A 26,047-nucleotide genomic window follows, 5' to 3' on the forward strand; every position below is an offset into this window, starting at 1 on the left:
TTAGACAAGATGTGAGTGGTGCTAATTTGATGAATCATGGATGTTTATTGTTAGTTAGCGAATGATCAAATAATATACGTAGGACTTAGGTAGCGAATAATAGGTTGAATGTTACGAAAATATGTAATATGTTTGAACAAACTCTAAGAAAATAGTTTAATTTATTCAATAAAAATAATATTGTTTTGAAGTATTGGATAATTATAGATATGATAGTTAAGGAAGGATTTTCCTTGAAGAGTAATGAGGAGGTTATTATGTGAAGGTTAACAAATTAAGTAAAGTAACGGCTTGGTTGCTTGTTTTTGCTTTGATATTTGGATTCATGATTCCGCAAACTTATCATGCAGAGACAACTTTTGCGACATCAATTACGGACGCAACAGCTATTACTGAGGGAAATAATATTGATGGAGCATTTGAACAACCTGGAGTACATTGGTATAAAATTACTCCAACAAAAGAGCAAATTTCAGAGTATTCTCATCTAAAAATAGAGGTAAACAGTGATCAAGTACTGAATGTATCTGTCTACTCTAGTAAAGAGAATGCAGAGAAAGATCAAACTTTTGAACAATATTCTACAGGTACAATTCCTAGTACACCTGCAGTTATTCAATTTCCATATGCTTGGGACAATACTTACTACATAAAGGTTGAGTATTACGGCCTAACAGATAATATTGATGCAACAGCAGTTCAAGATGGAACAGGAAGTCAAACAGTAACTTCAACTACGCAACCAATTGATGGTACTGAATTAGGAAATGCAAGTTATACTTTAAAAGCAAGTTCTGTAAAATTACCACCAAGTACAGAGGATGCAACAGGAGCAGCATGCCCAGTTGAATTTAGCGTAAACGGTAAAAGTAGTGCAAAGGAAATGTTAAAAGATCTTCGTTTATTCCGTGATGGAATTCTTTCAAAAACTGAACAGGGTCGTCAATTATCATCTTTGTACTATAAAGCAGCGCCATTTATTCTTGTAAAATTACCATTCAATCAAACGTTGAAAGAAGACCTTTATAATAATTTAGTAGTTCTTCAACCATTGATTAATGATTTGAACACAAACGGTGCGAATAGCTCTCGTGTCATTAGCAAAAGTGAAGCTAATGCCATCAACGCATTATACAAAATTGCGAGTGATGCAGTGCCAACAAAATTAAAAACAGAGATGGAAAGTCTATCGGAAAAAGCAAATCTTACTAGTCTTGCAGGTGAAAAGGTAGTAGATGTTACGAATCGAGTAGGCATAAAATTACCGCAAACTTTAAGTGGTAAATATATTGTAAAGTTAAAAGAAGGCAAAACATTAAGTTCAGTTCAATCGAAAATCAAAGGCAGTAGCACGTTATCTACATTATCAACTGTAGATAAAAAAGATGAACTATTTGATAATATGTATGTTGTTAAATTGAATGATCAAAATTCAGGAATGAGTGCGAGGGCACAAGCAGTTTCACTTCAAACTACTGTTTCACAAGTTAAGAAGCTTCCAGAAGTTGAATTTGTTGAGCCTGTTCAAACATATCATGCACAATCCAATGATATTGAATCATCGTATCAGTGGTCATTGAAAAACCTTGGTGGAGATGAAGGCATCAAAGGTGCTGATATTCGTAACGATAAGTTACAAAGCCTGATAAGTAAAAGAAATGTAAAAGATACACTAATAGCAGTGGTAGATACAGGTGTGGATTATACACTTGCTGATTTAAAAAATCGTGTTCGTACAGATATCGGTAAAAACTTTGTTGATAAAGACCAACCTCCATTAGATGATAATGGACATGGTACGCATGTTTCAGGAATTATTGCAGCACAATCTAACAATGGCTATTCCATGGAAGGAATTGACCAAAAGGCAAAGATTATGCCTGTTAAAGTTCTAAATGCAGATGGTTCAGGAGATACAGAACAAATTGCTTATGGGATCAAATATGCTGTTGACCATGGAGCAAAAGTTATTAACTTAAGTCTTGGTGGAAAATATAGCCGAGTTTTAGAATATGCTCTAAAATATGCTGCATCAAAAAATGTAGTTGTTGTAGCAGCTAGTGGAAATGATGGACAATATGGAATCTCCTATCCAGCATCTTCACAATATGTTATTTCTGTCGGAGCCACAAATACGTTAGATATTGTCTCTGATTATTCCAACTATGGCGAGAAATTAGATTTAGTTGCACCTGGAACTAATATTCCAAGTATTGTACCTAACGGAAACGTTACTTATATGAGCGGTACTTCAATGGCGACGCCACATGTCACTGCTGTAGCAGCATTACTATTATCTGAAAATCCAAAGTTCAAGGTAGCTGATATTCGTAAGATCTTGCACGAATCATCAGACAATGTTGCATTTGAAGAAAAGGATAATAATGGTGATAGTGGTAGCATTTTAGATGCCTATTTAGGTGGTATTGATTCAGAAGACCTAGATATTCCTCTAGGTAGCGATCTTGTTTCAGGTTATGGAAGACTAAATGCTTTTAGTGCAGTAAGTACTGCTGATTTAAAAGTGAAAGTAAACCCAATCATTGAGAAGAAAACTTCAGTAACAGGAACGGCTATCAAAGGTGCTAAAGTTGAAGTGAAAAAGGGACCAAAAGTAATTGGAAAAGCAACAGCTTCGTCTAAAGGAACTTTCTCAGTGAAAATCCCTGCACAAAAAATAAAACAAAAACTTCAAATTAGTATTGCGGATTCTAATGGTCTTGCCAAATCGACACTTACTGTATACGTCGAAAAAGACAAGTCACCAGTGGCTCCTAAAGTAAATACTATTAGTAATAAAACAACTTATGTAACAGGAAAAGCAAAAGCAAAACTAAATGTAGTGATAAAAAATGCTTCTAAAAAGATAGTTGGTCAAGGAAAAGTAAATAGCAAAGGCCAATTTAAGATTAAAATAAAGAAACAAAAAGCAGGAACTACACTTTATATCACAAGCGTAGATTCGGCAAAACGTTCAAGTAAAACGGTTAAAGTTGTGGTAAAAGATAAGATCGCACCTACAACACCAAAAGTAAATACAGTAACAAGTAAAACAACAACTGTTAAAGGAAAAGCTGAAAAAGGGTCTATCGTAACAGTGAAAGCAAAAAGTAAAACAATTGGAAAGTCTAAGGTAAATAGTAAAGGAAGCTTTTCAGTTAAAATCAAAAAGCAAAAAGCAGGAACTACACTGTATGTAACAGCGAAAGATAATGCTGGAAATACAAGTAAAGCTAAAAAAGTCACTGTGAAGAGATAATCTGGTAAATAATAAATAAGAACCTCGATGGTCATTGTTCAATGTCTGTCGGGGTTTATTTTTTGAGGAATTTGGGTGTAGCAAAAACGATAATTGCAATTCTGGTAGAATGTAAGTAGAAATATATTAATTTAAATGGAGATTAAAGGGAATTAAGATCCTAAATTAGGGGGAGTATTGTTTGCAACCTAAAGAAAATCATTGTCCACTATGTGGAGGAGAAAATTATTGTTTAGCAGGTACGGAGCAACAATATAGCTGTTGGTGTATGACAGCAAAAGTACCAAAAGAGCTTCTTAAATTAGTTCCACATAATATGAAAGGCAAGCTTTGTATATGTGAAAACTGTATCGAACAGTATAAAGCGAACTTACAAGAATAAAATGGCCAGCAATTTTCAACTTCGAACTTTAAGATAAGATATAGGGAATGAAATTATAACATGTTGCTAACAATATAATTTAGCATAGCCTTATTGTAAAAAAATTCATTTACTTTACAGTATATATTCTACAATCTAAATTAAATAAAGGATGCTGAAAATTCAATGGATAATGTAAGCAAGAATATGGATTCGTAGGTGGGATGTTAAATGGAGCAGCATTTGGATTATCTAATCGAACATTTCGGGTACTTTGGCATCATTATCGTGCTAGTTGGAGGAATTATTGGGCTTCCTATACCGGATGAAGTTCTTTTAACATATGTAGGATTTAATGTTTTCCAAGGTAAACTATCATACATATTTTCATTGATTAGTGCATTTGTAGGGGCAGCTGGGGGAATTACACTAAGTTACTTTATTGGCTATAAGTTTGGATTGCCTTTATTAAAGAAATTTGGTCCTAAGTTTCACATTACAGAAGAAAAAATTGATAAAACGAGCGCCTTGTTTTATAAAATTGGTCCCGTATTATTACTGGTTGGCTATTTTATTCCAGGGGTGCGGCATCTTACTGCATATATAGCTGCAATAGATAAATATCCATTTAAAAAATTCGTAGGTTATGCCTATACAGGTGCGCTTTTATGGAGCATTACTTTTATCACATTAGGCAAAATACTAGGTAAAGAATGGCATAAGCTAGGATTTTATCTGTCAAAATATCATGTATACCCAATTTTAGTGATTGTGCTGATTCTAACCATAATTGTTTATTTGCTTTGGAAAAAGAAATCAAATAACTAGATGGAAGAATATTTGAAAAAGCTGGCATTACTTTGGGTGTAGAATGATATTTTTGGTTTAAAGAGAGCGTTTTATCCAATAAAAAACAGTCAATGGATTAAAAGTTCAAAATCCTATTGACTGTTTTTATTTACAATCGATTTAAATTTCAATAATAATCGGTAAGATCATGGGCTTTCTTCTAGTTTGAGTGAATAGATATTGGCCAACTGCTTTTTTTACTTTTCTTTTTACTACATTCCATTGTTTTGCTTCATCTTCTTGAATGTCATTAACAGTTGCTACGACTAAACGATTAACATTTCTTAAGAGATTTTCAAAATCTTTTGCATAGACAAAGCCACGAGAGATGGTATCGGGTTCAGAAATAATGGTTCCATCTGTTTTGCTAATTGTTAATACAATTACAAGCATCCCATCTTCTGAAAGTTGTTTTCGGTCGCGCAATACAATTTCCCCAACTTCACCGATATCCACACTATCAACATACGTATCGCCAGCTGGAACTTTGCGAGTTTGGCGGGCTTCGCCTTGTTCAATATCGACGACATCCCCATTTTTCATAATGAATGTATTTTCTCTATCTACACCAACAGATTCAGCTAATTCTCGATGTAGATATAACATTCTAAACTCACCATGAACAGGGATAAAGTATTTTGGTTTCATTAAAGTAAGCATGAGTTTTAAATCTTCTTGATAACCATGTCCAGAAACGTGCATTCCTGTAATACTTGATGAACCGTAAATTACTTTTGCACCCAGTTGGAATAGATTATCTACGATACGCGAAACGTCTTTTTCATTTCCAGGAATAGGAGAGGCCGATAAAATGACCGTGTCATCAGGTAAAATTTGTACATCACGGTTATCGTTGTTGGACATCCGTGCTAGAGCAGCAAGTGGTTCACCCTGACTACCAGTGCAAAGAACTACAACTTCTTCAGGTGGTAGATTCATTACTTTACGGGCATCAATTAGCATTCCAGGTGGAACATTTAAATAACCACGTTCTATTGCTACAGATACAACATTTACCATACTTCGTCCAAGTAAAGCCAGTTTTCGATTCGTCATTTTAGTTGCATCAACTATTTGTTGAACACGATTAACGTTAGAAGCAAATGTAGAAATAATAATTTTTCGATTAGCTCCTAAAAAAGCTTCGTCAATATGTTTTCCAACTAACATCTCGGATGGTGTTGAACCAGTCCGTTCTGCGTTTGTACTTTCAGAGATAAGTACTAAAACACCTTTCGTGCCAATTTCGGCCATTTTATGAATATCAGAAGTTTGATCATTTACAGGAGTTAAATCGAATTTGAAGTCCCCAGTATGGACAACAACTCCTTCTGGTGTATGAAAAACGATACCAAGGCAATCAGGAATACTATGGCTGGTTTTGAAAAACGTTACTGACATGCTACCAAAGTTTAAATTTGATTCTGAATCGATTTGTATGAGTTCTGTTTCTCTCAGGATTTTATGCTCTTTTAATTTGATTTCTATTAAACCAAGTGTAAATCGAGTGGCATATACGGGTACGTTTAGTTTTTTTAAAAAGTAGGGGATGCCGCCTATATGATCCTCATGTGCATGTGTAACTACTAAAGCGCGAACCTTTTCGCTATTTTCTTGAAGATAAGTGATATCGGGAATGATTAAATCGATTCCTAATAAACTTTCATCAGGAAATTTACCACCACAGTCTACAATAACGATATCGTCTGCATATTGAATGGCATACATATTTTTCCCTATTTCATTTATACCGCCTAAGGCAAATATGGATAACATCTTCTCATTTTTAGTCAAAAGTATTTCCTCCTACTCATCAATTCCTATTTTCAGCAGAGTAATTGTATTTTTCCTTAGTATAGCTAGTAGTTCTTCTTCCTATACTAAATGATGTGTGGTAAAAGACTATTATGTAGAAGGGGAGAGATATGAGAAACCTACAGCAAACTAATTCGACTCAAAAAAATAAAAGATGACCTTAAAAAGCCATTCTTTGGCGTCTTTAAGGTCATCTATTTGTATTACTTAATTTTTAATGACAATTTGTAAGGATCAATTGAAGCGCGTCCTCTAGAATCACGAACTTTTACATAGTACGTTCCTTTACCCATTTTCAAGGAAACAATTTCTTTATCGCCTTGTTCATAGATATCTGATTTTACTACTCTCTTGCCATTATGGTAGATTTCGATTACACCATCTATTTCTTTTCCTGCATCGAGGGAAATACTTACTTGATTTGACTTTTTAGAATTGTAAACGTACCAATCCGAATCCCCATCTTCATATCCCGTATTGAAGTAACCAGTTGCAGAATAAGATTTACTACTGTTTTTCTTTAATTTCAGTGGTTTAGAAGGTTTGTTTTTTGTAACTTTTGATTTTGCATCTTCATCTTGTTTGTTTACAGCATTAATTTTCAATTGATATGGCCATAGAGTAATACCAGCCATTGTATCGATTTGACCAAATACTGTTACAAAATAAGATTTGCCTTTTTTCGCTTCAAAGGAGCCAGTGTTTGTTCCACTTTCTGTTAGGTTCAAGATGTATGATGTGCGATCCATATCTTGTTCATCTAGTTTATGGTTTTTGTTGACGTCTTCCGAAATTTGAATTATTCCGTAAAATGGAGCTAATAATTCTTTTGGATATTTCTCTTTAAGCGTTGAAGTTAGTTCAGCTCTAGAGAATTTGACACCATATACAGAATCTTTTGGTGCAGTGAAATAATAAGAGTCAATATCATTCGCTGTAGCAAAATTTCCAGTTACGCCTGTTGTAGGGAAGGTCTTTGCTTGTTCTGGCTTATCATTCTCTTCATACTTGTCACTTGGATTATTAACAAGTAATTTCGATGTGATTTGGTATCCATCGTAAGGAATTTGGAAGTCATTATAGTTCGGACTTACTGAAAGATAATATTTTTTATTTGCTTTTAAACTTGCTACAAAATGATCCTTTATCCAATCATCCATTGAATACCAATCCTCGTTTGTTGCAACAGTGGATAGGTATTGATATGTCTTTCCGTCTTCTCCTTCTTCCGTAACAATCTCGTATAAACTAACATTTGGTACATTCTTCGATGGAGTAGGTAAGTTAAATTGATAAATACCATCACTAGTCGGTGTTAGTTTAAACCAATCTTGGTCTGATGTATTTTGAAGATAGCCTGTTGCAGATCCACCTAATTGATATGAACGAGCATCGGAGTCTAATTGTGCAATTTGTTTTGCGTTATCTGTTGTATCCTGAGTACTACTTACAATAACATTATTACCGATCACATTTACGGTTGTTGACTCGCCGTCAGAGAATGATGAGTCATTAAAGCTATCTTCATCCTCAGGAATTGCCTTACCTTCTAAGCTAACATTATAAGGAATAGATGATGAAGCAGGTTCTTTAACGCCTATGCTACCAAAATTACCGAATAGTAATTGGAAAATGTTAAAATCTGAAAATGAAGATTTATTTGATACTTTTAAGAAGTACTCCTTATTAGGCTCAGTTTGGAACATCAGCGTTTCCCCAGCGCTTGTACCACCTGTATTGCTTGAGAATAGAGGAGGTGCACCCTCAGTATTTTCACCTATAGGAATTTCTTGACCATTTTCATCTGTAGGGAAAAGCTGTTCCTTTTCATATACAGAGAGATTTAAATCGACACCAGGAATTCCAGTTACACTAAATTTCATTAATTGTGCTTCTTTTGAAGTAAAGTGTAAATAATCTTCATCACTTTTTTCACCTGTCATAAAGAGACCATCTTTTTTATATGGCCAGTTTTCAATTTGAATAGGTGATTCTAATGTAGATTCATCTTCAGGAAGTTGATCTAATTTTTCAACTTTTAATGTAACGTGTGATTGCTTCGCATTCGAATCATCATAGCTTCCATTCACATCTTTAATACCAATAGCAACTGTTCCACTAAAAGGAGCCTGTATTAGTTTTCCTTCTGTTTTTCCTTCTGTTACATCATTGACTTCCGTTTTTTGTTGCTCACTGTCACCATAGAATTGAATCATCATTTTGTAGTCATATTGAGATGCACCAGAAAGAGAAGTTTGAATATATTGGCCCTTTTCTACAGAAAGTTTAACCCATTTTTGTTCAGATGGTTTTGTAAAGTTATGCTTGATTTCTGCAGGTGCTACAATTTTTTCTGCATTATTTAAGATTTCCTTTTCTCCCCATTTTGCTGTTACTAGGGAAGGGATTTTCTTAACATCAAATTTTAATGCTGCAACAGGGTTAATCAGTCCACTACCATATTTATGATCAAATCCTTTTTCTCCTAAATCAGTTGCCGTTTTTTCTAGAATATATTCTACTTCAGCAGGCTTAAGATTTGGATGTTTGGATAATAGTAATGCTACTGTTCCCGCAACAACTGGAGAAGCCATGGATGTTCCACTCAATTTTGTAAAAGTAGATCCTTTTTGAAGATCGTAATAGGAAGAATAGACATCTTCACCTGGAGCTACCACGTCAGTTGAAGGGCCATAGGATGAATAGTCACTTAGTTTTTTCTCTTTGTTAATAGATCCGACGCTAATAACCCCTTCATATTTAGCTGGGTAAACTGCCATATCGGATGCTTCATTACCAGCTGCAGCAACGACTATAACACCCTTACTAATTGCTTTATCTATAGCTTCTTTTAGAACATCAGATGGAGCGGATCCACCCAAACTCATATTAATAACATCTGCTCCTTCATCTACTGCCTTAAGGATAGCATTTGCAATTGTATAATCAAACGTCCAAAATCCACCATCAAATACGTCTAAAGAAAGAATTTTAGCTGCTGGATCTATGCCGTACCCACCGATACCATTATCTTTTTTTCCGGCGATAATTCCTGCAACATGAGTTCCGTGTATGTCAGGTGTAGATGAATTCATTGGATTCATGATGTTTGTTCTTTTAATAATAGATTCTTTAAGTTCAGGGTGATTGCGGTCAATCCCAGTATCAATGACAGCTACTTTAACTTGGTTCTTTCCAGCAAGTTTTTGGGCATCAGCTGTTTTTAATAGACTGTGCATATACTGTTCACTAACTTTTGGATCTACTGTACCTGAAAGTTTGTATTTAGGACTTAGGCTTACAGAAATAACCTTTTTATTCTTTGCATAGTTTTGGAGTGTTTGTTGTAATTTTTTCTTATTTGTTACTTTTACAACAAGATAATTTAGACCTTTAATTTCTTTTAGGATAGTACCTCCTGCTTTTCGATGTTCACTTGCAGTTAATTGACTTGAATATTTAATAATAATCGTGTCGTCACTGAAATTTGCTGTTTTTGTGCCTGTTTCTGTCTGATCAGCTTTACCAAGTTTTTGTAGCAAAGTTGTTGCAGATCCAGTTTTTGCATTTACAGTTAAGCTAGTAAGCGGTGTAAGTGCTAACGCACAGCTTAAACTAGCGGCTGCAAATTTTTTTGTAAACGAATTCACAAGATTCCCCCTTAGTGAAACTACTACATTTGTTAAAACATAGTGTCCCTTTAATGTTAATATATACCATTATAGTTTATTAATTGTTTTAAATATATAGATAAATTGAAATATTTTTAATAAAATTTTAAAAATGTAAAAAAATCGAAACATTTGACGCGTGAATTAAGATAAAATGTTTGTAACTTTGATATAAATGTTCATAATATAGTTCGTTCATTGTTAATATTTAACATGCTATAATTAGAACATAAATGGGAGGTACAAAGTGATGACACAAACTTATAAAAACATTATTGTCGGTATTGATGGTTCAAAAGAAGCTGAGGCTGCATTGAGAAAAGCAGTGGAAATTGCAAAACGAAATGATGCTACACTTCATTTGGTTAATATTATTGATTCTCGTGTATATTCGATGTTAGAAGCTTATAATTTTACTGAAGAAGAAAAACGTGCAGAAGAAGTTGCTACAAGTTTGTTGGAAGGATACAAAGAAGCGGAAACGGCTGGTATTGAAAATGTCAATCTTCTCGTCGAATACGGTTCTCCTAAATCAGCAATCACTCAAGACGTTGCTAAAAAGGTGGAAGCAGATTTAATTGTTTGTGGTGCAACTGGTCTTAATGCTGTTGAACGTTTTTTAGTGGGTAGTGTTACAACTGGTATCATTCGCTCAGCTAATTGTGATGTACTTGTCGTTCGTCCATAATGTGCATTGAGAATTTGCAACAAGGATATAATATGTCAGTATTAAAAATATAGAACAATAAATTACTTTAAATATGATTGTGAATAGGTAAAAAAAGAATGAAACTTTAATCGAAAATTCATATAAAAAAGCTGACCAAAGACTGTTAAATCAATGGTCAGCTTTTTTTGATTACTATTTTAAATTACGGTTAAGGAAGGCTTTGGTTCGTTCGAATTGTGGATTGTCAAATAATTCTTGAGGAGTACCAGACTCTAGAATCTCACCGTTATCCATAAAGACGACACGGTTAGCTACTTCTCTAGCGAAGCCCATTTCATGTGTTACGACAATCATCGTCATATGTTCTTCTGCTAAATCTTTCATAACTTGAAGTACTTCACCAGTTAGTTCAGGGTCAAGTGCAGAAGTTGGTTCATCAAATAACATAATTTCTGGGTCCATCATCAATGCCCTTGCAATGGCGACACGTTGTTTTTGACCACCTGAAAGTTTTGCTGGATATGCAGATGCTTTATCAGCAAGTCCCACTTTCTTTAAAAGCTCCATACTACGACGACCAATATTTTGAGAGGATTCTTTTTTTACTAAACGAGGTGCCATCTCAAGATTCTCTTTAACTGTAAGATGTGGAAATAGATTAAAATGTTGAAATACCATACCTGTTTTAGAAGTGATACGTTTAATATCTTGCGGTTTTGCATAAACACCATCTTTTACAAGCGTATCACCAGCTATTACAATACTTCCACCATTAATCTCTTCAAGATGGACAAGACTTCTCAGCATCGTACTTTTACCAGATCCAGAGGGTCCGATGACTGCTACTACATCATTTTTATTTACATTAAATGTGATGTTTTTTAATACATCAAGATTGCCAAATGATTTTTTTAAATTTGATACTTCAATGATAGTCAAAACGACCACTCCTCTCTATTCAAATGTAAACCGGCGTTCAATCCATTTAAAGATTAATGTTAATATGAGGGTCATGATTAGATACATAACGCCTGCTAAAAAGAATGGGAAAATAGTGAAATCACGGTTTACTGCAGCTTCTGCATAGTGTAATAATTCTGGAACAGCTACTGCATAGAGTAGTGCTGTATCTTTCACAAGCGTGACAGATTCGTTTGCCAATGCTGGAATGGCAATACGGAACATTTGTGGCAGAATAACACGAGTTGTAGTTTGGAATTTATTTAATCCAAGGACTTGAGCCGCTTCATATTGACCTTTATCAATTGCTAACAAACCACCACGGAAAATTTCTGCAAAATAAGCGGCATAGTTAAGAACAAATCCTATGCATGCTGCTGTAAAGCGGTCTAATACTAAATATTGACCGATACCAGGAATCATTGGTAGCCCAAAGCAGATCACTAATAATTGAAGTAAAAGTGGAGTACCACGCATTATATATATATATGCTTGTGCTAACCATGAAAGTGGTTTGAAGCTACTTTTCACTGCCAAGGTTAATAAGAAACCAAGTGGTATCGATAAAACAATGGCAATTAGAAATAATAGAATAGTCATTTGTGATCCTTGTAGCATAGGTTTCAGGACCGTAATGAAATAATCGAAGTTCATACAAGTGTTCCTCCTAAATGAAACTTGCGGATTGACGAATCCGAAAACGACTGATCGGAATCAGGAAAATAGTAACATTTCTATTGTAAAAACAAAACAGGTTTCCAAAAAGGAAACCTTGTTTTGCCTTTTACTATTTTACTTTAATACTTTATTTTCGCCAAACCATTTTTCGGAAATTTTAGCAGCTGTACCGTCTGAATTCATTTTATCAAGTGCTTTTTGTAATTTATTTAATAACTCTTCATTACCTTTTTTAACACCTACACCGTATTCTTCAGGTGCAAGTGACTCATCAAGAATTTTGAAAGTACCTTTTTCCTTTGACATATAATAATCGATGACAACCTTATCAATTACTACTGCATCTGTACGACCACTTTTTAAATCATTTAAAGCCATTACATTATCAGAGTACTCACTGACGTTTTTAAGTTTTGATTTAATAGGATTTGCGTTAAGAGCGTCTGCTGCTGAAGATTGTGCTTGTAAACCAACTACTTTACCATTTAAATCGTTTAATTTATTAATTTTTGAATTGGCAAGTGTTACAACGACTTGAGCATTTTTTAAATATGGTTTAGTAAAGTCTACCTTTTTCTTACGATCTTCTGTAATTGTATAACCATTCCAAATTAAATCAATTCGTCCACTGGCTAGTTCAGATTCTTTCGTTTTCCATTCAATTGGTTGAATTTTAACTTTATAACCCATTTCTTTTGCTGCTGCTTTTGCATAGTCGATATCAAAACCTACGATGTTATTTTTTTCATCGCGGAATCCCATTGGAGCAAATGTGTCATCAACACCAATTACGAGTGTTTTGTTATCCTTTGAGGAATTAGATGAACATCCAGCCATAACGCTGAAGATTGCGACGATGAACATTGTCATAATGGCAAATCGTTTCATAGTTGAAAACCACCTTTTATGTTTATTATTAAATTTTGTTTTATTTCACTTTAGTTCACTAGTGTGTTAATACATTATTAAGCTAGTACAGTATAACATCTTTTTGTAGAAAAAAACAATAAAATTTTTTTTGATATATTAATTAAAATAGGGGTCTTCTAACATTTCGAATATAACATATATGATAGAGCGTCTTCTTTCTTACTTTAGCAACGATTATTGCGAGAATGTCTCCAAATCTAAGATTATTATTACCATTTTAATTGGAGAAAATACTAGAAAAAAAACTGTTGATAAATCCTAGGATTTATCAACAGTTTGAGCCGATTGGAATATCCAAACAAGTTATCTATACTATAAATATTTGTATTTCTACACTTTTTCAGTGGACTCTCTTTTTCTATTGAGAGTATTATTGATCTTCTACAATAATATAGGTTGCTCGTACTGGCCCGTGAACACCAACAACAAGGTTCATTTCGATATCAGCACTATTAGAAGGACCTGAAATAAAATTCACACATGCTGGAATTTCTTCGCCCTTTAAAGCTCGTTCATGAATAGCCTTAGTAGCTTGTGTTAACCGTGGGAAAATAGTGCTTTTTGGAATAACAGCAATGTATGATTCAGGCAAGAGACTAACAGGTCTTCCTTTTAATCCTTCATTAAATAATACGACAGTTCCTGATTCAGCAAGGGTAATGTCGCTAAATGTAATACCGATGTCAGCGTTTTTAGCAAATGCTATGCTGCTATCTTTTTTATTTGAGTCCCATTTTCGACATTGAAAAGTTTGATTAGCTAAATAGTCACTTAGACCAAATTTTTCAAACCGATGGTCATTTGAATAAATAACTGAACTAGCATTCCAATCATGTATGATCGTTTGTAGTGTATTAACAAGTTGGGCAGTTGTTGTTTCTACAGCGTTAGTATGAATAGCATCACATTGTTCAATTAGTTTTACGACAAGTTGATCTTGCGTTAAACCTTCAAAAACTTTCCATTGTGGAGATAAATCCCAATTAGGTTTTTGAACAACATCTGGACATTTTCTACCAAGTTTTTCTGACAAATTTGATAAAAATTTATTACGATTTTGAATAGTCATTTATTTATCACCCTTTGGTCGTTTCTCGAACCAATCACGGAACGATTGTTTTTTCGGAGCTGGGAAATCTTTTGCTTGGGTCCAAGCTTTTAATGGACCTACACCATGCTCAATCTGGTCATTTTTAGTAAATGGTTTTAGTGCATATGGTGCTGTTTTTGTTGCAAAAGAAAATAAACCTGGACTGTTCGCAGCTTTTTCAAATCCCTTCATAGCTATATTCCAAGATTTTGGAGATTTTTTTTCTTCGACAATACGGTGACGATGTTTAATTAAAAGCTCATGCAATGGAATTTTTACAGGACAAGCTTCTGTGCATGCACCACAAAGACTTGATGCATATGGCAAGTCTTGATATTCATCATATCCACCTAATAACGGAGTTAATACGGCCCCGATTGGACCAGGATAAATAGAACCATAAGCATGTCCACCAATATGACGGTATACTGGACATACATTAATACATGCTGCACAACGAATACATTGAAGGGCACTTTGGAATTCAGTCCCTAAAATATTCGAACGACCGTTATCTACTACTACTAAATGAAATTCCTCAGGACCATCTACTCCAACAGGTTCTGTTAATCCAGTTACATAACTGGTTAATTTTTGACCAACAGCACTTCGACATAGAAGGGTAACTAAAATATCAAGTTCCTCCCAAGTTGGTACAAGACGTTCCATCCCCATCACAGTTACTAATGTTTTAGGAAGGGTAGTTACCATACGCGCATTTCCTTCATTGGCAACAATTGAAACAGATCCAGATTCCGCTACAGCAAAATTACAACCTGTTATCCCAACATCTGCTTTGAAAAACTCCTCACGTAAATGTTTTCTTACAAATCTTGCGAGTTCTTCAGGTTTAGAAGTACCCTGATAGCCCAATTTTTCTTTAAATAACTCACATATTTTTTCTTTATCTTTATGTAAAGAAGGGACAACGATATGAGAAGGGCGGTCATTATCATTTGTTTGTAATATAAATTCAGCAAGGTCTGTTTCTAATACATCACAGCCTACTTCTTCTATTGCTTCATTTAGACTAATTTCCTCAGTAACCATTGATTTTGATTTAACAACTTTTTTTGCATTTTTCTTCTTAAGAATCCCTTTTACATAATCTCTAGCATCTTCAGCAGTTTCAGCAAAATAAACGGATCCACCATTTTTTTCAATGTTCTCACTTAACTGCATCAAATAGTAATCGAGATTGTCTAGTGTATGCTGACGAATTGCCTCACCTAATGAACGCCATTCTTCCCAATTTCCAAGGCTTTCTGTGGCTTTTAATTTTTTACTTCTTAGTCCATCTTGTGCTTTCGAAACAGCATTGCGCATGAACTCATCTTGAATCCCTTTTTCAGTACGTTGATGGAATGGTGCGTCACCAATTTTCATTCCCATTAAAAAAACCTCCCTTACTTTCTACCTGTATTTAAAACTTGAGCAATATGTTTTACTTCTATTGGAAGTCCTTTACGATTTAATCTCCCTTTAATGTTCATTAAACAACTACAATCACTGCCGATTAAAAGTTCAGCATCCGTTTCCATAATATGGGCTACTTTCTCGTCTACCATTTGCTCAGAGATTTCCGGCATTTTAACTGAGAAGGTACCGCCAAATCCGCAGCAATCATAATTATGTGGTAGTGGAACAATTTCTAAGCCTTTTACATGTTCTAGGAGTTTTTGAGGGGGTTCTTTTATCCCCATTAAACGAGTCATATGGCAAGAAGTGTGAACAGTTGCTTTTTTATTCAGCTTTGCACCTAAATCTTCTTTTCCTAATACCTCAACAATGAATTGAGTGAATTCATATGTTTTATCTGCAAGATTCTGTGCTCTAAGCTTCCATTCTTTCTCGTTTTCTGAGAAAAGATTAGGGAATTCATGGACCATCATGACACAGGATCCTGATGGAGCCACAACATAATCAGCACCAATAAAAGTGTCAATCATATGTTTTGCAGCAGTTTTAGTTTCTTTATGATAGCCACTATTGTAAGCAGGTTGACCACAGCAAGTTTGATTCTTTGGAAAATCAACTTCACAACCTAAATCTTCAAGAATTTCAGTAACATCTTTACCTACCTCAGAATAAAAAACATCTGCCAGACAAGTAATAAATAATGATACTTTCATATTTAATACCTCCAATTTAATAAAAACTCAGTAATTCAATTACTTTATATAAGTAAACCTAGGATTAAAGGAACAAGAAGCAGGCTAAAGATCCCGGTTAATAACATGGCTATAGTTGCGATAGTTCCCTCAAGCGGACCCATTTCAAATGCTTTTGAAGTTCCCGTACCATTACCACTTGTTCCAAGCGCAATACCTTTTGCAATTGATGTTTTAATGTGCATAAATCGTATTAAAACAGGACCAGTGATGGCAGCAATAAGTGCAGTTAAAATAACAAATAACGCTGTTAATTGTTCCATTCCTCCAGTCATGCTAGAGATATCCATAGCAATTGGTGTAGTGACAATATGTGGCGCAATGCTTTCAGACATTTTCCAACTAACGTGAAAACATTTTGATAATATTACAGAAATGAAAATGGAAATTGCAGATCCAACAAATACATTTGCAATAATAAGAACAGCATGTTCTTTTAAGATTTTTCTATATTGATAAAGTGGAAATGCAAATGCAACAACTGCTGGTTCAAGCATTTTGGTTAACCAGTATCCACCTCCTGCATATTGTTCGTATGAAATATGAAAAACACTTAAAAAAATAATTATTATAAGGGGACAAATAATAAGTGGAGACAAAATACCCCAATTTATTTTTCCGTATATTTTTTTTGAAATAACATATGCAATAACGGTTAATAGCACAAAACTTAGTTGTAAGATAGTATTCATGAGATTTTCCCTCTTTTTGACCCAATAAATTCTGTACAAATTCCTGTCACTATAATGACTGATATTGTGCTAATAAAAATAATGGCGACAATTTTTATTCCGTTTAATGCAAGTGTTTCTCGATAGCGAATAATAGCTACAGCTGAAGGAACAAAAAATAATAATAATTCTTTAATTAAAAAATTTGCTCCAAAACTGATCCATCTTGTAGGAATGATTTTATATTTAATAGCTATTAACAATAGAATCATTCCTACAATACTTCCGGGGATAGGAAGATGGGCAAAATTAGATATGAAGTCTCCAACTAAAGCTATTAAAAATAAAAACATGATTTGTATACAAATGAATACATATTTCACTAGCATCATCCTCTCTTCCTAAGGTTGATTGGCATACCAACAACTTCCTCCTTTCAAGTTACATATATACTTTAAGTCTCCTATTATTTCGCGTCCAATATATATATGTAGTACAATTAATATGAAAAACATATTAATAGATGTTTATTTTTAAATTGAAGAAAAGTAAATGATTCAATTTTGGCTAACTTAGAAGGTCACTAGAGGAGTTGAAATTAAACATGGAATTACGGCAGTTACATTACTTTTTAACAGTTGCTGAGGAGTTACATTTTGGGAGGGCAGCTAAACGCCTAAGCATGACACAACCACCTTTAAGTCAACAAATTCAGCAACTAGAAAATGAATTGGGCGTTTTATTATTTAAACGTACAAAGAGACATGTTGAATTAACAAAAGCAGGTGCAACTTTTTTAGAAGGGGTTACACGGACTCTAGATCAATTAAACCAAGCAGTTGATTCTTCACAGCGAGCACAACGAGGAGAAATTGGAAAATTAACGGTAGGGTTTGTTGGTTCTGCTACATACGATATTCTTCCACCGTTGATTAGGGAATATCGGAATAAATATCCAAATGTAGAGGTAAAACTAAAAGAATTATCAACTCCTGATCAAATCGAGGAACTCTATCATCAAAAATTAGATATTGGATTTGTACGTCCACCAATCCAAGGAGAAGTTATTTTGTCGGAAATTATGCATGAAACACCTTGTATCCTAGCATTGCCAAGACACCATCCATTAGCAAAAGAAAAGGAAGTTCACATCTCAATGCTTAAAAACCAACCATTTATCATTGTATCTCGTAATATTTGGCCGGGTCTTTATGATGATATTGTTTCCTTATTTAAAAATGCAGGTATTAATTTAGAAATTAAGCAAGAAGCAACAGAATACCAAACAATTATTGGATTAGTTGCAGCAGGGATTGGGATGGCTATCGCCCCAGCACCACTAAAGAATTTTACTGTAAAAGATATCGTTTACCGAGAAATTGCTGGTGCAAATTTAACCGTAAAAATGGCAATTGCCTATAACAAAGATCGTCTTTCCCAAGAGACTAATAATTTTATCAATCTTATTCGTAAAAAATCTAAGGCTTATTTGGATTCATGAGCTGATATGAATCCAATGTTAAATTGAATCTATTAGTCTATAATGAATAGGTATAAATTTACTTAAATTTTCGCAAAAATATTGACAATTCCCAATGTTTTGTGATTTGCTATAATATAAAAATAAATAGAATATGTAAATAGAAGGAGAATGGATTATGGTGCAAATTTTTTCAGATAGAATGTTAAAGACAGATAGCTCATTTATTGCACAAGTTATGCGACTAACTGAGGCAAAAGATATTATTTCTTTCGCAGGAGGGTTACCAAATCCAATTTCTTTCCCCGTAGCGGAATTCCAACAATCGATGAATCGTGTTTTACAAGAATCCGGTGAAAGAGTTTTCCAATACTCAGGAACTCAAGGCTATTTGCCTTTACGTCAATGGATTGCAGAGCGTTATAAAAAAAGATTTGATATGGATGTTACAGCAGACGATATTTTAATCACAACTGGCTCTCAACAAGGATTAGATTTGATGGGCAAGGTGTTGATTAATAAAGGAGATAAAGTAGCTGTTGAAAGCCCATGCTATCTTGCTGCTATTCAAACCTTTTCACTTTTTGAACCAAACTTTTTGCCAGTTAGTCTAGAAGATGATGGCTTAAATTTAGAAGAGCTGGAAGCAGCACTTAGTAATGATGATGTGAAGTTATTATATACTGTTCCTAATTTCCAAAATCCTACTGGTTTAACGTATTCAAAAGAGAAACGTGAAGCCATTTATGAAATAATCAAAAAAACGAATACGATTTTAATCGAGGACGACCCGTACGGTGAATTACGCTACGAAGGTGAATCATTACCATATATTGCAGGTGGAAAATCTGAAAATAGTGTATTATTTGGTTCATTTTCAAAAACGTTATCACCAGGAATGCGTATTGGTTACCTATGTACACCGAATAAAGAATTAATGGGGCACTTGATTGCAGCAAAACAATCTTCAGATTTGCATACAAATGTGATTTCTCAGTATGCTATCTACGATTATTTAGTAAATAATGATTATGAAAAGCATATTAGTCAAATTACAGAATTGTATAAAAAACAATGTAATGCAATGATTGCCTCAATGGAAAAACATTTACCTGAACATGTTACATTTACAAAGCCAGAGGGCGGCATGTTCTTATGGGTAGACTTAGGGGAAGGTACTTCATCAGTGGAAGTCTTTAATCGTGCAATCGAAAATAAAGTTGCATTTGTTCCTGGTGATCCATTCTATACAAATGTAAAAGGTGCAAGCACATTAAGACTAAATTATACGAATTCAGATCCAGCAACCATTGACGAAGGAATTAAGAGACTGGCATCAGTATTAAAATAAGAAGGGCAATAATTGCGAATATCAAAAAAGTACAATTCAGTTTTCGAATTGTACTTTTTTCTTTTAGATAACTATTTTTCTGTGATCTCTTATTTTGAAAGAGTACCCGAAATGGATTGGGTACGTCTTTTCCTAAAAACAAATTTTTCAATGTAGTAAATAACGATAATAATAACAGACATAATAGCAAAATACTGAATGATTACCCCAAAAGCATTTGGACTTTCCAAATGTCCTCTTTCTCCTTTGAAGTTACTAACATGATTCGATCTATTATTTTCACCAAAATCGCCATCAGAAACATTTGGTCTTTCTTTGTCTCCAAAGTCACCAACTGGAGGTTTTGCTCGATCACTATCTGCAAAACCGTTATTTGGAAAATCAGGTCTGTCTCCATCTTCAGAAGGACCATCTGGCATTTGAGATGATGAAAAGCTAAAAACAGTTGAAACTCTTAGTACTTGCATCAAAAAATTTGTAGAGTACATCTGATAACTTCCAAATAAAAGCAATGTAATTGTTACAACTCTTGCTAAAATACGTAGACTTTTTTTGGATGTTTTAAGATGTATGATATTTTTAAAAACAGAAATAATCCATTTCCAATGTAACCCAATGTGGATGGCCACTATTATTAAAACCAAAAATGAAATGGACATATGAGAAATCTTAAACCATTGCTCGTTTCCAATAGTAATGTTTGGAAACACAACTCTTGAGATGAAAATACCACTCGTTATAATAAAAGCCATGCTAATTAGTAATACTAAATTTAAAAGGTAACTAAATTTCGTTTTCAGGGGTAACTGACGATCAAATAATTTCAATGTAACATTTTTTACCCATTGCCAGTTTAAGAGTACGTGCGTGAAAAAGACAACTGCAATTACTAATCCAGCAATCTCATGAAAAGTTAAGCCTCCTAATACCCGCTTATTGAAGAATAATACAAATGTTATAGCCATTAATAGATCAATTGTGAACTTTACATACTTTATATTTTTCTTTTTCATATACAATTCCCTCCCTAGGATATAAAATATTTTGCCATCCATAAGTGTCAAGAAGATGTCAAAGTATATAATACAAGCACATTATTTGGTTCTTAGAGAGTAAAATCACAAGTATAGAGGCAATATGAAACGAGTGAATTGAAAAAGGACTATAGTGATATGATTAGTATTGAGCTATTAGCAAAATTTGAGATAAAACATCTCAACTATTTAGTACTAATTTGTAAAAGTATTTTTACTAGGAGTGAACTGCTTTGTTTCGCATTAACTATATTGAGCCATTAGTTATGATTGCCACACTATTACGATGGTTTGTTTTAGCAATTATTACGGGTGCAGTTGTTGGAAGTGGGACATCTTTGTTTATAAAAGTTTTACATGGATCTCTTCAACAAACATCATCGATTCCATTATGGATGCAAATGATTATTTTGCCTATTGGAGGCATTCTTAATGGTCTTATTCTTTACTATACTTACAGAAACGGAAAGAAAGGAAAAAAAGACTCGGTAATAGCTGCAGTTCATGAACAGGGAGGTATATTACCTTATAAAACAATGCCTATAAAACCACTAGCTGCTATCATAACTCTTGTATCTGGCGGATCAGCTGGGAAAGAGGGGCCCTGTTCTCATATTGGAGGTACATTGGCTTCTTTAGTGGGACACCTATTACATTTGAATCCAGAACTTCAGAAACGAATGGTTGCATGCGGAGTGAGTGCGGGTTTTGCCAGTGTATTTGGTACTCCTATTGCTGGAGCCATTTATGGCATTGAAATATTAACAATTGGACGATTACGTTATGATATTATTTTTCCCGCTGTAATTGCAGGAATTACTTCTTTTGAGGTTAGCAAAAGATGGGGACTTACTTATACATATTATCCCATTGATCTATCCTCTCACTTTTCCGATAGCCTGTTTATAAAGATTCTTTTAATTGGAATCATTTGTGGCTTAATCTCATGGCTTTTTATTGAGCTATTTGAAAATTTGACGATATTATTTCGTTTCATTCAACAGAAATTTCAGATATGGCCACCTTTCATGCCTTTTTTAGGAGGTATTGTACTGGCTATTCTGATTTTATGGATTCCAACCGATTATTTAGGTCTTAGCCTACCAATTATGAATCAAGCTTTAGAAGGGGAGCCTGTCCCATACTTAAGTATTCTTTGGAAGGCTCTATTTGTAGCTATTACATTAGGATCAGGATTTTATGGAGGTATTGTGACACCTCAGTTTGTTTTAGGAGCATTGTCAGGTAATATATTTGCGACAATGTTAAACATTGATCCATCTCTAGGAGCAGCAGTTGGTATGGTCGCAGTAGTAGCTGCCGCATCAAACACACCCATTTCAGCTATTTTCATGGGTTATGAACTATTTGGTGGTCTAACAGGTATATATGTTGTAGGAGCATGTATTACTGCTTATATCGTTATAGGACATAGAAGTGTTTATCCAGACCAACTTGTAGCCTATCCAAAATCATTATGGATGCATGTTACACCAGGCATTCAATTACAACATGAGAAAATTCATGTTTCTTATGGGGTATTGAGAAAGATGAAACACTTAGAACGAAAATTAAAAACAAAATAAACTATTGCAACGTATGGAGAGTTCTTTTCAATCCATGCGTTTTTTATTGCGTCACAAAGTTACAATCATTTAACTAAAAGTAAGAATGCAGAGCTGTACAAAATATTGGTACATTGTCCTGCATTTTTTTTGTTAGAAAAGTTATGACTAGTACAATCCTTATTTGAATACATTTAAGTGATGAAAAGAAAAAAAGGAGATGTAAAATTTTTTGCCTGAATATTTGAAGAGTTCCATTTTTGAGCATCAATTTTGGCTCCAAATTTTAATGAATCACGGGCAGTTTATCCGAGATTCACTTTATCCATCTGAAAAGGAGGATATTGAAAAGGCAAAGATATTTATTCATCGCTTTTCTGATCTGCATAAGCAAGTTGAATCGTTAAAGATTTCAGATGCAATTTCTTTTGCTGAAACTGCTGATGAAGCAACAGAACAATTAAAGCAATTTAAATTTTCAATTCTTAGACGCCAATTGTCTGGGGATATTAAAATTCATCTTTCTCCAACTTTTATCAATCACATGGTAAACGAGCTAGAAGAATATCAAAAAGTTTTAAGTTATTTAAAGAAAGGTGAAGTACCGCCGATTTTCCATGAATTGCATCATCATCTATTGTGGTTAAGTGATGCTTATGGCCATGCTGGAGTGATCAATGATGATCTGGATGGCGTAGAAAAAAGATTAAAAGAAAAAGGTTACACTTTTACGCAACAATTTGAACAATTTTACTTAAAGGCAGTGGAATTGACGGGATATTTACGAGCTAATATTCAATCATTTCCAGCATTAAATCGATTTAATAATGAAGTTGAAATTGAGATGAATTTATTTAAAACATTTTTACAGGAATTAGAGGAAATGGAGTTAAGTGCTGAAGTATTAGGGACTTTCACAGCCTCGATGGCTGATCATATGTCAAGGGAGGAACAGTATTACCTTACAAAACTAGATGAGTCGAGACGTGCATGAATTGATTCATATAAAGTAGTTTATTAAAATGGTTTTCTCACAAAAATAGCTAAGGGGGTTTTCATAGTTCACTAGTTTTTTATGTCAAAATCAAGATAAATAGTAATAAAAACATATTCCAAAAGAATAGGCCTATTCTCTATTTAGTTTTATTTGAATGGAGAATAGGCATTTTTCTGTTAGGGTATGAATAGGATGGTATTTTCAAGAAAAGTCTAAACTTAAATAGATATTTAATTCTATTGTATTTGATGTACAATATAATTATCAGAATAATCTGTATCGTAAAGTGGTGAAAATTTTAGAGGTGAATGAAGTGGCAATTGAACGAGTAAGAGAACATTTCAAAAAGTATGGCTTGCAACATCTTATTATGGAGTATGAGGCTTCAAGTGCAACAGTAGAACTTGCAGCAGAGGCTTTGGGAGTAGAACCTGAACGTATTGCAAAAACACTTTCTTTTAGAAATGATGAGGGATGCATTTTAGTAGTAGCAGCAGGTGATACAAAAATAGATAACGCAAAATTTAAACACGAATTTGGGATAAAAGCCAAAATGCTTACACCAGATGAAGTACTTGAAAAGGTTGGACATGCTGTTGGGGGTGTTTGTCCATTTGGTATTCCCGAGAACATTCCTGTCTATTTAGATGAATCTCTTAAAAGATTTAAAACGGTTTACCCTGCATGTGGTAGTAGTAATAGTGCAATTGAGCTTTCTTGTGAAGAATTGTTTACATATGCTAATGGTCAAGATTGGGTTGATGTTTGTAAAGGTTGGCTAAAGGATCAAGATTTCAAAGATAAAGATCTGATAAATATAAGAACGAATTCATAGAGAAAAAGATTTTCCACTAAAAAGGCTTTCCGTGATCACCAATTTTTCCTCAGATGAATATCGTATGTTAGATAATCCTATATGAATGGAGGAAAGCTATGGGGTATTTTGTGCCCGTAGAACCAGGGGTCAAGCTATTTGTAGAAGATTTAAACCCAATCGGGAATAAGACAATCGTATTTTTACATGGCTGGCCCTTAAATCATAAACAATTTGAATATCAATTTAATGTTCTACCTTCACAAGGATACAGATGTATTGGTATTGATTGGAGAGGATTTGGTAATTCTGATAAACCATTGACTGGTTATGATTATAATAGATTAGCAGATGATATTGCTGCGATTATTGGTACACTTCAATTGAATAATTTCACACTAGTTGGACATTCAACTGGAGGAGCAATAGCTCTTCGTTATACTATACGATACAAAGAATATGGGATTCGTAACCTTGTATTAATAGATGCAGCAGCACCAACAGGATTTACACAAGAAACAGCTACCAAACTTCTCAATGAAACGTATAATGATCGTCCGAATATGTTAAGAGATGTGACCGATACATTCTTTTTTCAATATATATCAAAACCTTTTTCAGAATGGTTTTTCGAAATGGGGTTACAAGCAGCAAGTTGGTCCACAGCTGCAATCATTAAAACACTTAGAGACGAGAAAATAGATACAGAGCTACAAACAATAACTGTTCCTACCTTAATAATTCATGGTATACATGATCAAGTTATTCCTTTTTCACAAGCCAAAATCTTAAATGATAAAATTAATGGTTCAAGACTTATGGCTTTTCAATATAGTGGTCATGGTCCATTTTGGGAAGAAAGAGAAAAATTTAATGACGCTTTAATTGATTTCACATCCCGTTAGATAGGGATTTTCATCATGGCTTTCTTAAAATATCAAAAATCTATACGCTTTCTAAAGGAGCTGTCTAGAAAGTAGTTTTTGCTCAAGTAAGATACTAGAGAAAAGATAAAAATCTGCTTATTTCTATATTATTGGAAGTAAACAGATTTTTTTATTTAGAGGAAACCTATTGATTGGAGTGGAAAGCATCCACCTGAAACGGAAATCAAATGGAGAAGTAGCTATGTTGAGGGTACATTTACTTTGTGGACAACTCGTTAATTGTGATTAAGTAAAATCCTATATTTTTACTTATAGTAAAATATTACCATTTTTAAAACAAAAATCAAAAAAGATGATAAAAATAGCATTTTTTTATTAAAAAACCTTCCAAAAAATTTCCAAAAAAGTCTGACATATAAATATACACTGTAAGTTCTATTAAAAATAAATTAAAATTGAAGAATAAAACGAAATCAGTGGTATTGTCTAATTGTTAATAAATAAATTACATTTACCTATTATGTGTAATGTAATCATTATAATTTTTGTTGAATTTAACTTTAAATTATAAAAACTACCTATTTAGCCTATGCAATTTGAAACTTTTAAATATTTCATTCGTTTTATAGTAATGTAATAGAGAGGAAGTGGCGTCTTGCAAAAATTGAGAGAACACGAAGGATTTCGTTTTATTGCATATACATTATTTTATTTTGTCATCTTAGTGTTACTTGTATTAATTTACGGATTCCATGATATGAATGCGGGACCGTTTATTTATACCGAATTTTAAT

Annotated in this window: 22 protein-coding genes; 11 read left to right on the forward strand and 11 right to left on the reverse strand. The window is 33.8% G+C overall.

The genetic code is table 11. The features are described 5' to 3' along the window. The first annotated feature begins 259 nt into the window (after positions 1 to 259). The 3 genes from CEF14_RS16930 (at position 260) to CEF14_RS16940 (ending at position 4,448) form a co-directional block, all read left to right on the forward strand. Positions 260 to 3,259 (forward strand): S8 family serine peptidase, encoded by a 3,000-nt coding sequence (locus tag CEF14_RS16930; RefSeq protein ID WP_245890201.1) that lies wholly within the window; start codon positions 260 to 262, stop codon positions 3,257 to 3,259. Positions 3,260 to 3,440: 181 nt separating this feature from the next. Beyond that, positions 3,441 to 3,641: a cysteine-rich CWC family protein gene (locus tag CEF14_RS16935; RefSeq protein ID WP_102693910.1), complete on the forward strand. Its 201-nt coding sequence runs from the start codon at positions 3,441 to 3,443 to the stop codon at positions 3,639 to 3,641. 210 nt (positions 3,642 to 3,851) lie between these two features. Beyond that, positions 3,852 to 4,448: a DedA family protein gene (locus CEF14_RS16940; protein WP_102693911.1), complete on the forward strand. Its 597-nt coding sequence runs from the start codon at positions 3,852 to 3,854 to the stop codon at positions 4,446 to 4,448. Between the two features lie 141 nt (positions 4,449 to 4,589). Here CEF14_RS16940 and CEF14_RS16945 read toward each other — a convergent pair whose 3' ends face one another. Next, positions 4,590 to 6,263: a ribonuclease J gene (locus tag CEF14_RS16945; protein WP_407690464.1), complete on the reverse strand. Its 1,674-nt coding sequence runs from the start codon at positions 6,261 to 6,263 to the stop codon at positions 4,590 to 4,592. 224 nt (positions 6,264 to 6,487) lie between these two features. After that, positions 6,488 to 9,934 carry a S8 family peptidase gene (locus CEF14_RS16950; protein WP_102693912.1) on the reverse strand — a complete coding sequence of 1,149 codons (3,447 nt, stop codon included), beginning with the start codon at positions 9,932 to 9,934 and terminating at the stop codon, positions 6,488 to 6,490. Between the two features lie 271 nt (positions 9,935 to 10,205). On the opposite strand from CEF14_RS16950, the gene CEF14_RS16955 reads away from it, so the two are divergent. Next, positions 10,206 to 10,643, forward strand: a complete 438-nt coding sequence (locus tag CEF14_RS16955) for a universal stress protein (RefSeq protein ID WP_102693913.1) — start codon at positions 10,206 to 10,208, stop codon at positions 10,641 to 10,643. 174 nt (positions 10,644 to 10,817) lie between these two features. Here CEF14_RS16955 and CEF14_RS16960 read toward each other — a convergent pair whose 3' ends face one another. From CEF14_RS16960 to CEF14_RS16995, 8 genes are all read right to left on the reverse strand, one after another. Beyond that, a complete protein-coding gene (locus CEF14_RS16960; protein WP_102693914.1) occupies positions 10,818 to 11,564 on the reverse strand; it encodes an amino acid ABC transporter ATP-binding protein in 747 nt (248 codons plus the stop codon). Positions 11,565 to 11,579: 15 nt separating this feature from the next. Continuing rightward, complete coding sequence (locus CEF14_RS16965; protein ID WP_102693915.1) at positions 11,580 to 12,239, reverse strand: amino acid ABC transporter permease; 660 nt, start codon at positions 12,237 to 12,239, stop codon at positions 11,580 to 11,582. Positions 12,240 to 12,377: 138 nt separating this feature from the next. Next, positions 12,378 to 13,151 carry an amino acid ABC transporter substrate-binding protein gene (locus CEF14_RS16970; protein ID WP_102693916.1) on the reverse strand — a complete coding sequence of 258 codons (774 nt, stop codon included), beginning with the start codon at positions 13,149 to 13,151 and terminating at the stop codon, positions 12,378 to 12,380. Between the two features lie 412 nt (positions 13,152 to 13,563). Continuing rightward, a complete protein-coding gene (locus CEF14_RS16975) occupies positions 13,564 to 14,262 on the reverse strand; it encodes a LutC/YkgG family protein (protein ID WP_102693917.1) in 699 nt (232 codons plus the stop codon). Next, the gene (locus CEF14_RS16980; protein WP_102693918.1) at positions 14,263 to 15,675 is read right to left on the reverse strand and encodes a LutB/LldF family L-lactate oxidation iron-sulfur protein; all 1,413 of its coding nucleotides are present in this window, start codon (positions 15,673 to 15,675) and stop codon (positions 14,263 to 14,265) included. It lies immediately after the preceding gene. Positions 15,676 to 15,689: 14 nt separating this feature from the next. Continuing rightward, the gene (locus CEF14_RS16985) at positions 15,690 to 16,415 is read right to left on the reverse strand and encodes a (Fe-S)-binding protein (protein ID WP_102693919.1); all 726 of its coding nucleotides are present in this window, start codon (positions 16,413 to 16,415) and stop codon (positions 15,690 to 15,692) included. Between the two features lie 44 nt (positions 16,416 to 16,459). After that, positions 16,460 to 17,146, reverse strand: coding sequence for an LrgB family protein (locus tag CEF14_RS16990; protein WP_102693920.1), 687 nt, complete (start codon positions 17,144 to 17,146; stop codon positions 16,460 to 16,462). Next, positions 17,143 to 17,508 carry a CidA/LrgA family protein gene (locus tag CEF14_RS16995; RefSeq protein WP_102694449.1) on the reverse strand — a complete coding sequence of 122 codons (366 nt, stop codon included), beginning with the start codon at positions 17,506 to 17,508 and terminating at the stop codon, positions 17,143 to 17,145. The genes CEF14_RS16990 and CEF14_RS16995 overlap by 4 nt, the downstream gene beginning before the upstream one ends. Positions 17,509 to 17,729: 221 nt before the next feature. Between CEF14_RS16995 and CEF14_RS17000 the strand changes: the two genes are divergently transcribed. Both CEF14_RS17000 and CEF14_RS17005 read left to right on the forward strand, forming a co-directional pair. After that, positions 17,730 to 18,626, forward strand: coding sequence for a LysR family transcriptional regulator (locus tag CEF14_RS17000; RefSeq protein ID WP_102693921.1), 897 nt, complete (start codon positions 17,730 to 17,732; stop codon positions 18,624 to 18,626). Positions 18,627 to 18,783: 157 nt separating this feature from the next. After that, the gene (locus CEF14_RS17005) at positions 18,784 to 19,956 is read left to right on the forward strand and encodes an aminotransferase-like domain-containing protein (RefSeq protein WP_102693922.1); all 1,173 of its coding nucleotides are present in this window, start codon (positions 18,784 to 18,786) and stop codon (positions 19,954 to 19,956) included. Between the two features lie 89 nt (positions 19,957 to 20,045). On the opposite strand, the gene CEF14_RS17010 is transcribed toward CEF14_RS17005, so the two are convergent. Then, positions 20,046 to 20,969: a DUF4405 domain-containing protein gene (locus CEF14_RS17010; protein ID WP_102693923.1), complete on the reverse strand. Its 924-nt coding sequence runs from the start codon at positions 20,967 to 20,969 to the stop codon at positions 20,046 to 20,048. A gap of 254 nt (positions 20,970 to 21,223) precedes the next feature. On the opposite strand from CEF14_RS17010, the gene CEF14_RS17015 reads away from it, so the two are divergent. The 5 genes from CEF14_RS17015 (at position 21,224) to CEF14_RS17035 (ending at position 26,046) form a co-directional block, all read left to right on the forward strand. Beyond that, positions 21,224 to 22,576: a chloride channel protein gene (locus CEF14_RS17015; protein WP_211284630.1), complete on the forward strand. Its 1,353-nt coding sequence runs from the start codon at positions 21,224 to 21,226 to the stop codon at positions 22,574 to 22,576. Positions 22,577 to 22,787: 211 nt separating this feature from the next. Then, positions 22,788 to 23,549 (forward strand): DUF2935 domain-containing protein, encoded by a 762-nt coding sequence (locus CEF14_RS17020; RefSeq protein ID WP_102693924.1) that lies wholly within the window; start codon positions 22,788 to 22,790, stop codon positions 23,547 to 23,549. Between the two features lie 316 nt (positions 23,550 to 23,865). After that, entirely contained in the window at positions 23,866 to 24,387 is a 522-nt protein-coding gene (locus CEF14_RS17025; RefSeq protein ID WP_102693925.1) for a YbaK/EbsC family protein, read from the forward strand. Positions 24,388 to 24,485: 98 nt separating this feature from the next. After that, the gene (locus CEF14_RS17030) at positions 24,486 to 25,271 is read left to right on the forward strand and encodes an alpha/beta fold hydrolase (protein WP_102693926.1); all 786 of its coding nucleotides are present in this window, start codon (positions 24,486 to 24,488) and stop codon (positions 25,269 to 25,271) included. A 637-nt stretch (positions 25,272 to 25,908) separates the two neighbouring features. Next, a complete protein-coding gene (locus tag CEF14_RS17035) occupies positions 25,909 to 26,046 on the forward strand; it encodes a teichoic acid D-Ala incorporation-associated protein DltX (protein WP_102693927.1) in 138 nt (45 codons plus the stop codon). The last annotated feature ends 1 nt before the right edge of the window (position 26,047 follow it).

The organism is Rummeliibacillus pycnus, assembly GCF_002884495.1.
Lineage (GTDB): Bacteria > Bacillota > Bacilli > Bacillales_A > Planococcaceae > Rummeliibacillus > Rummeliibacillus pycnus.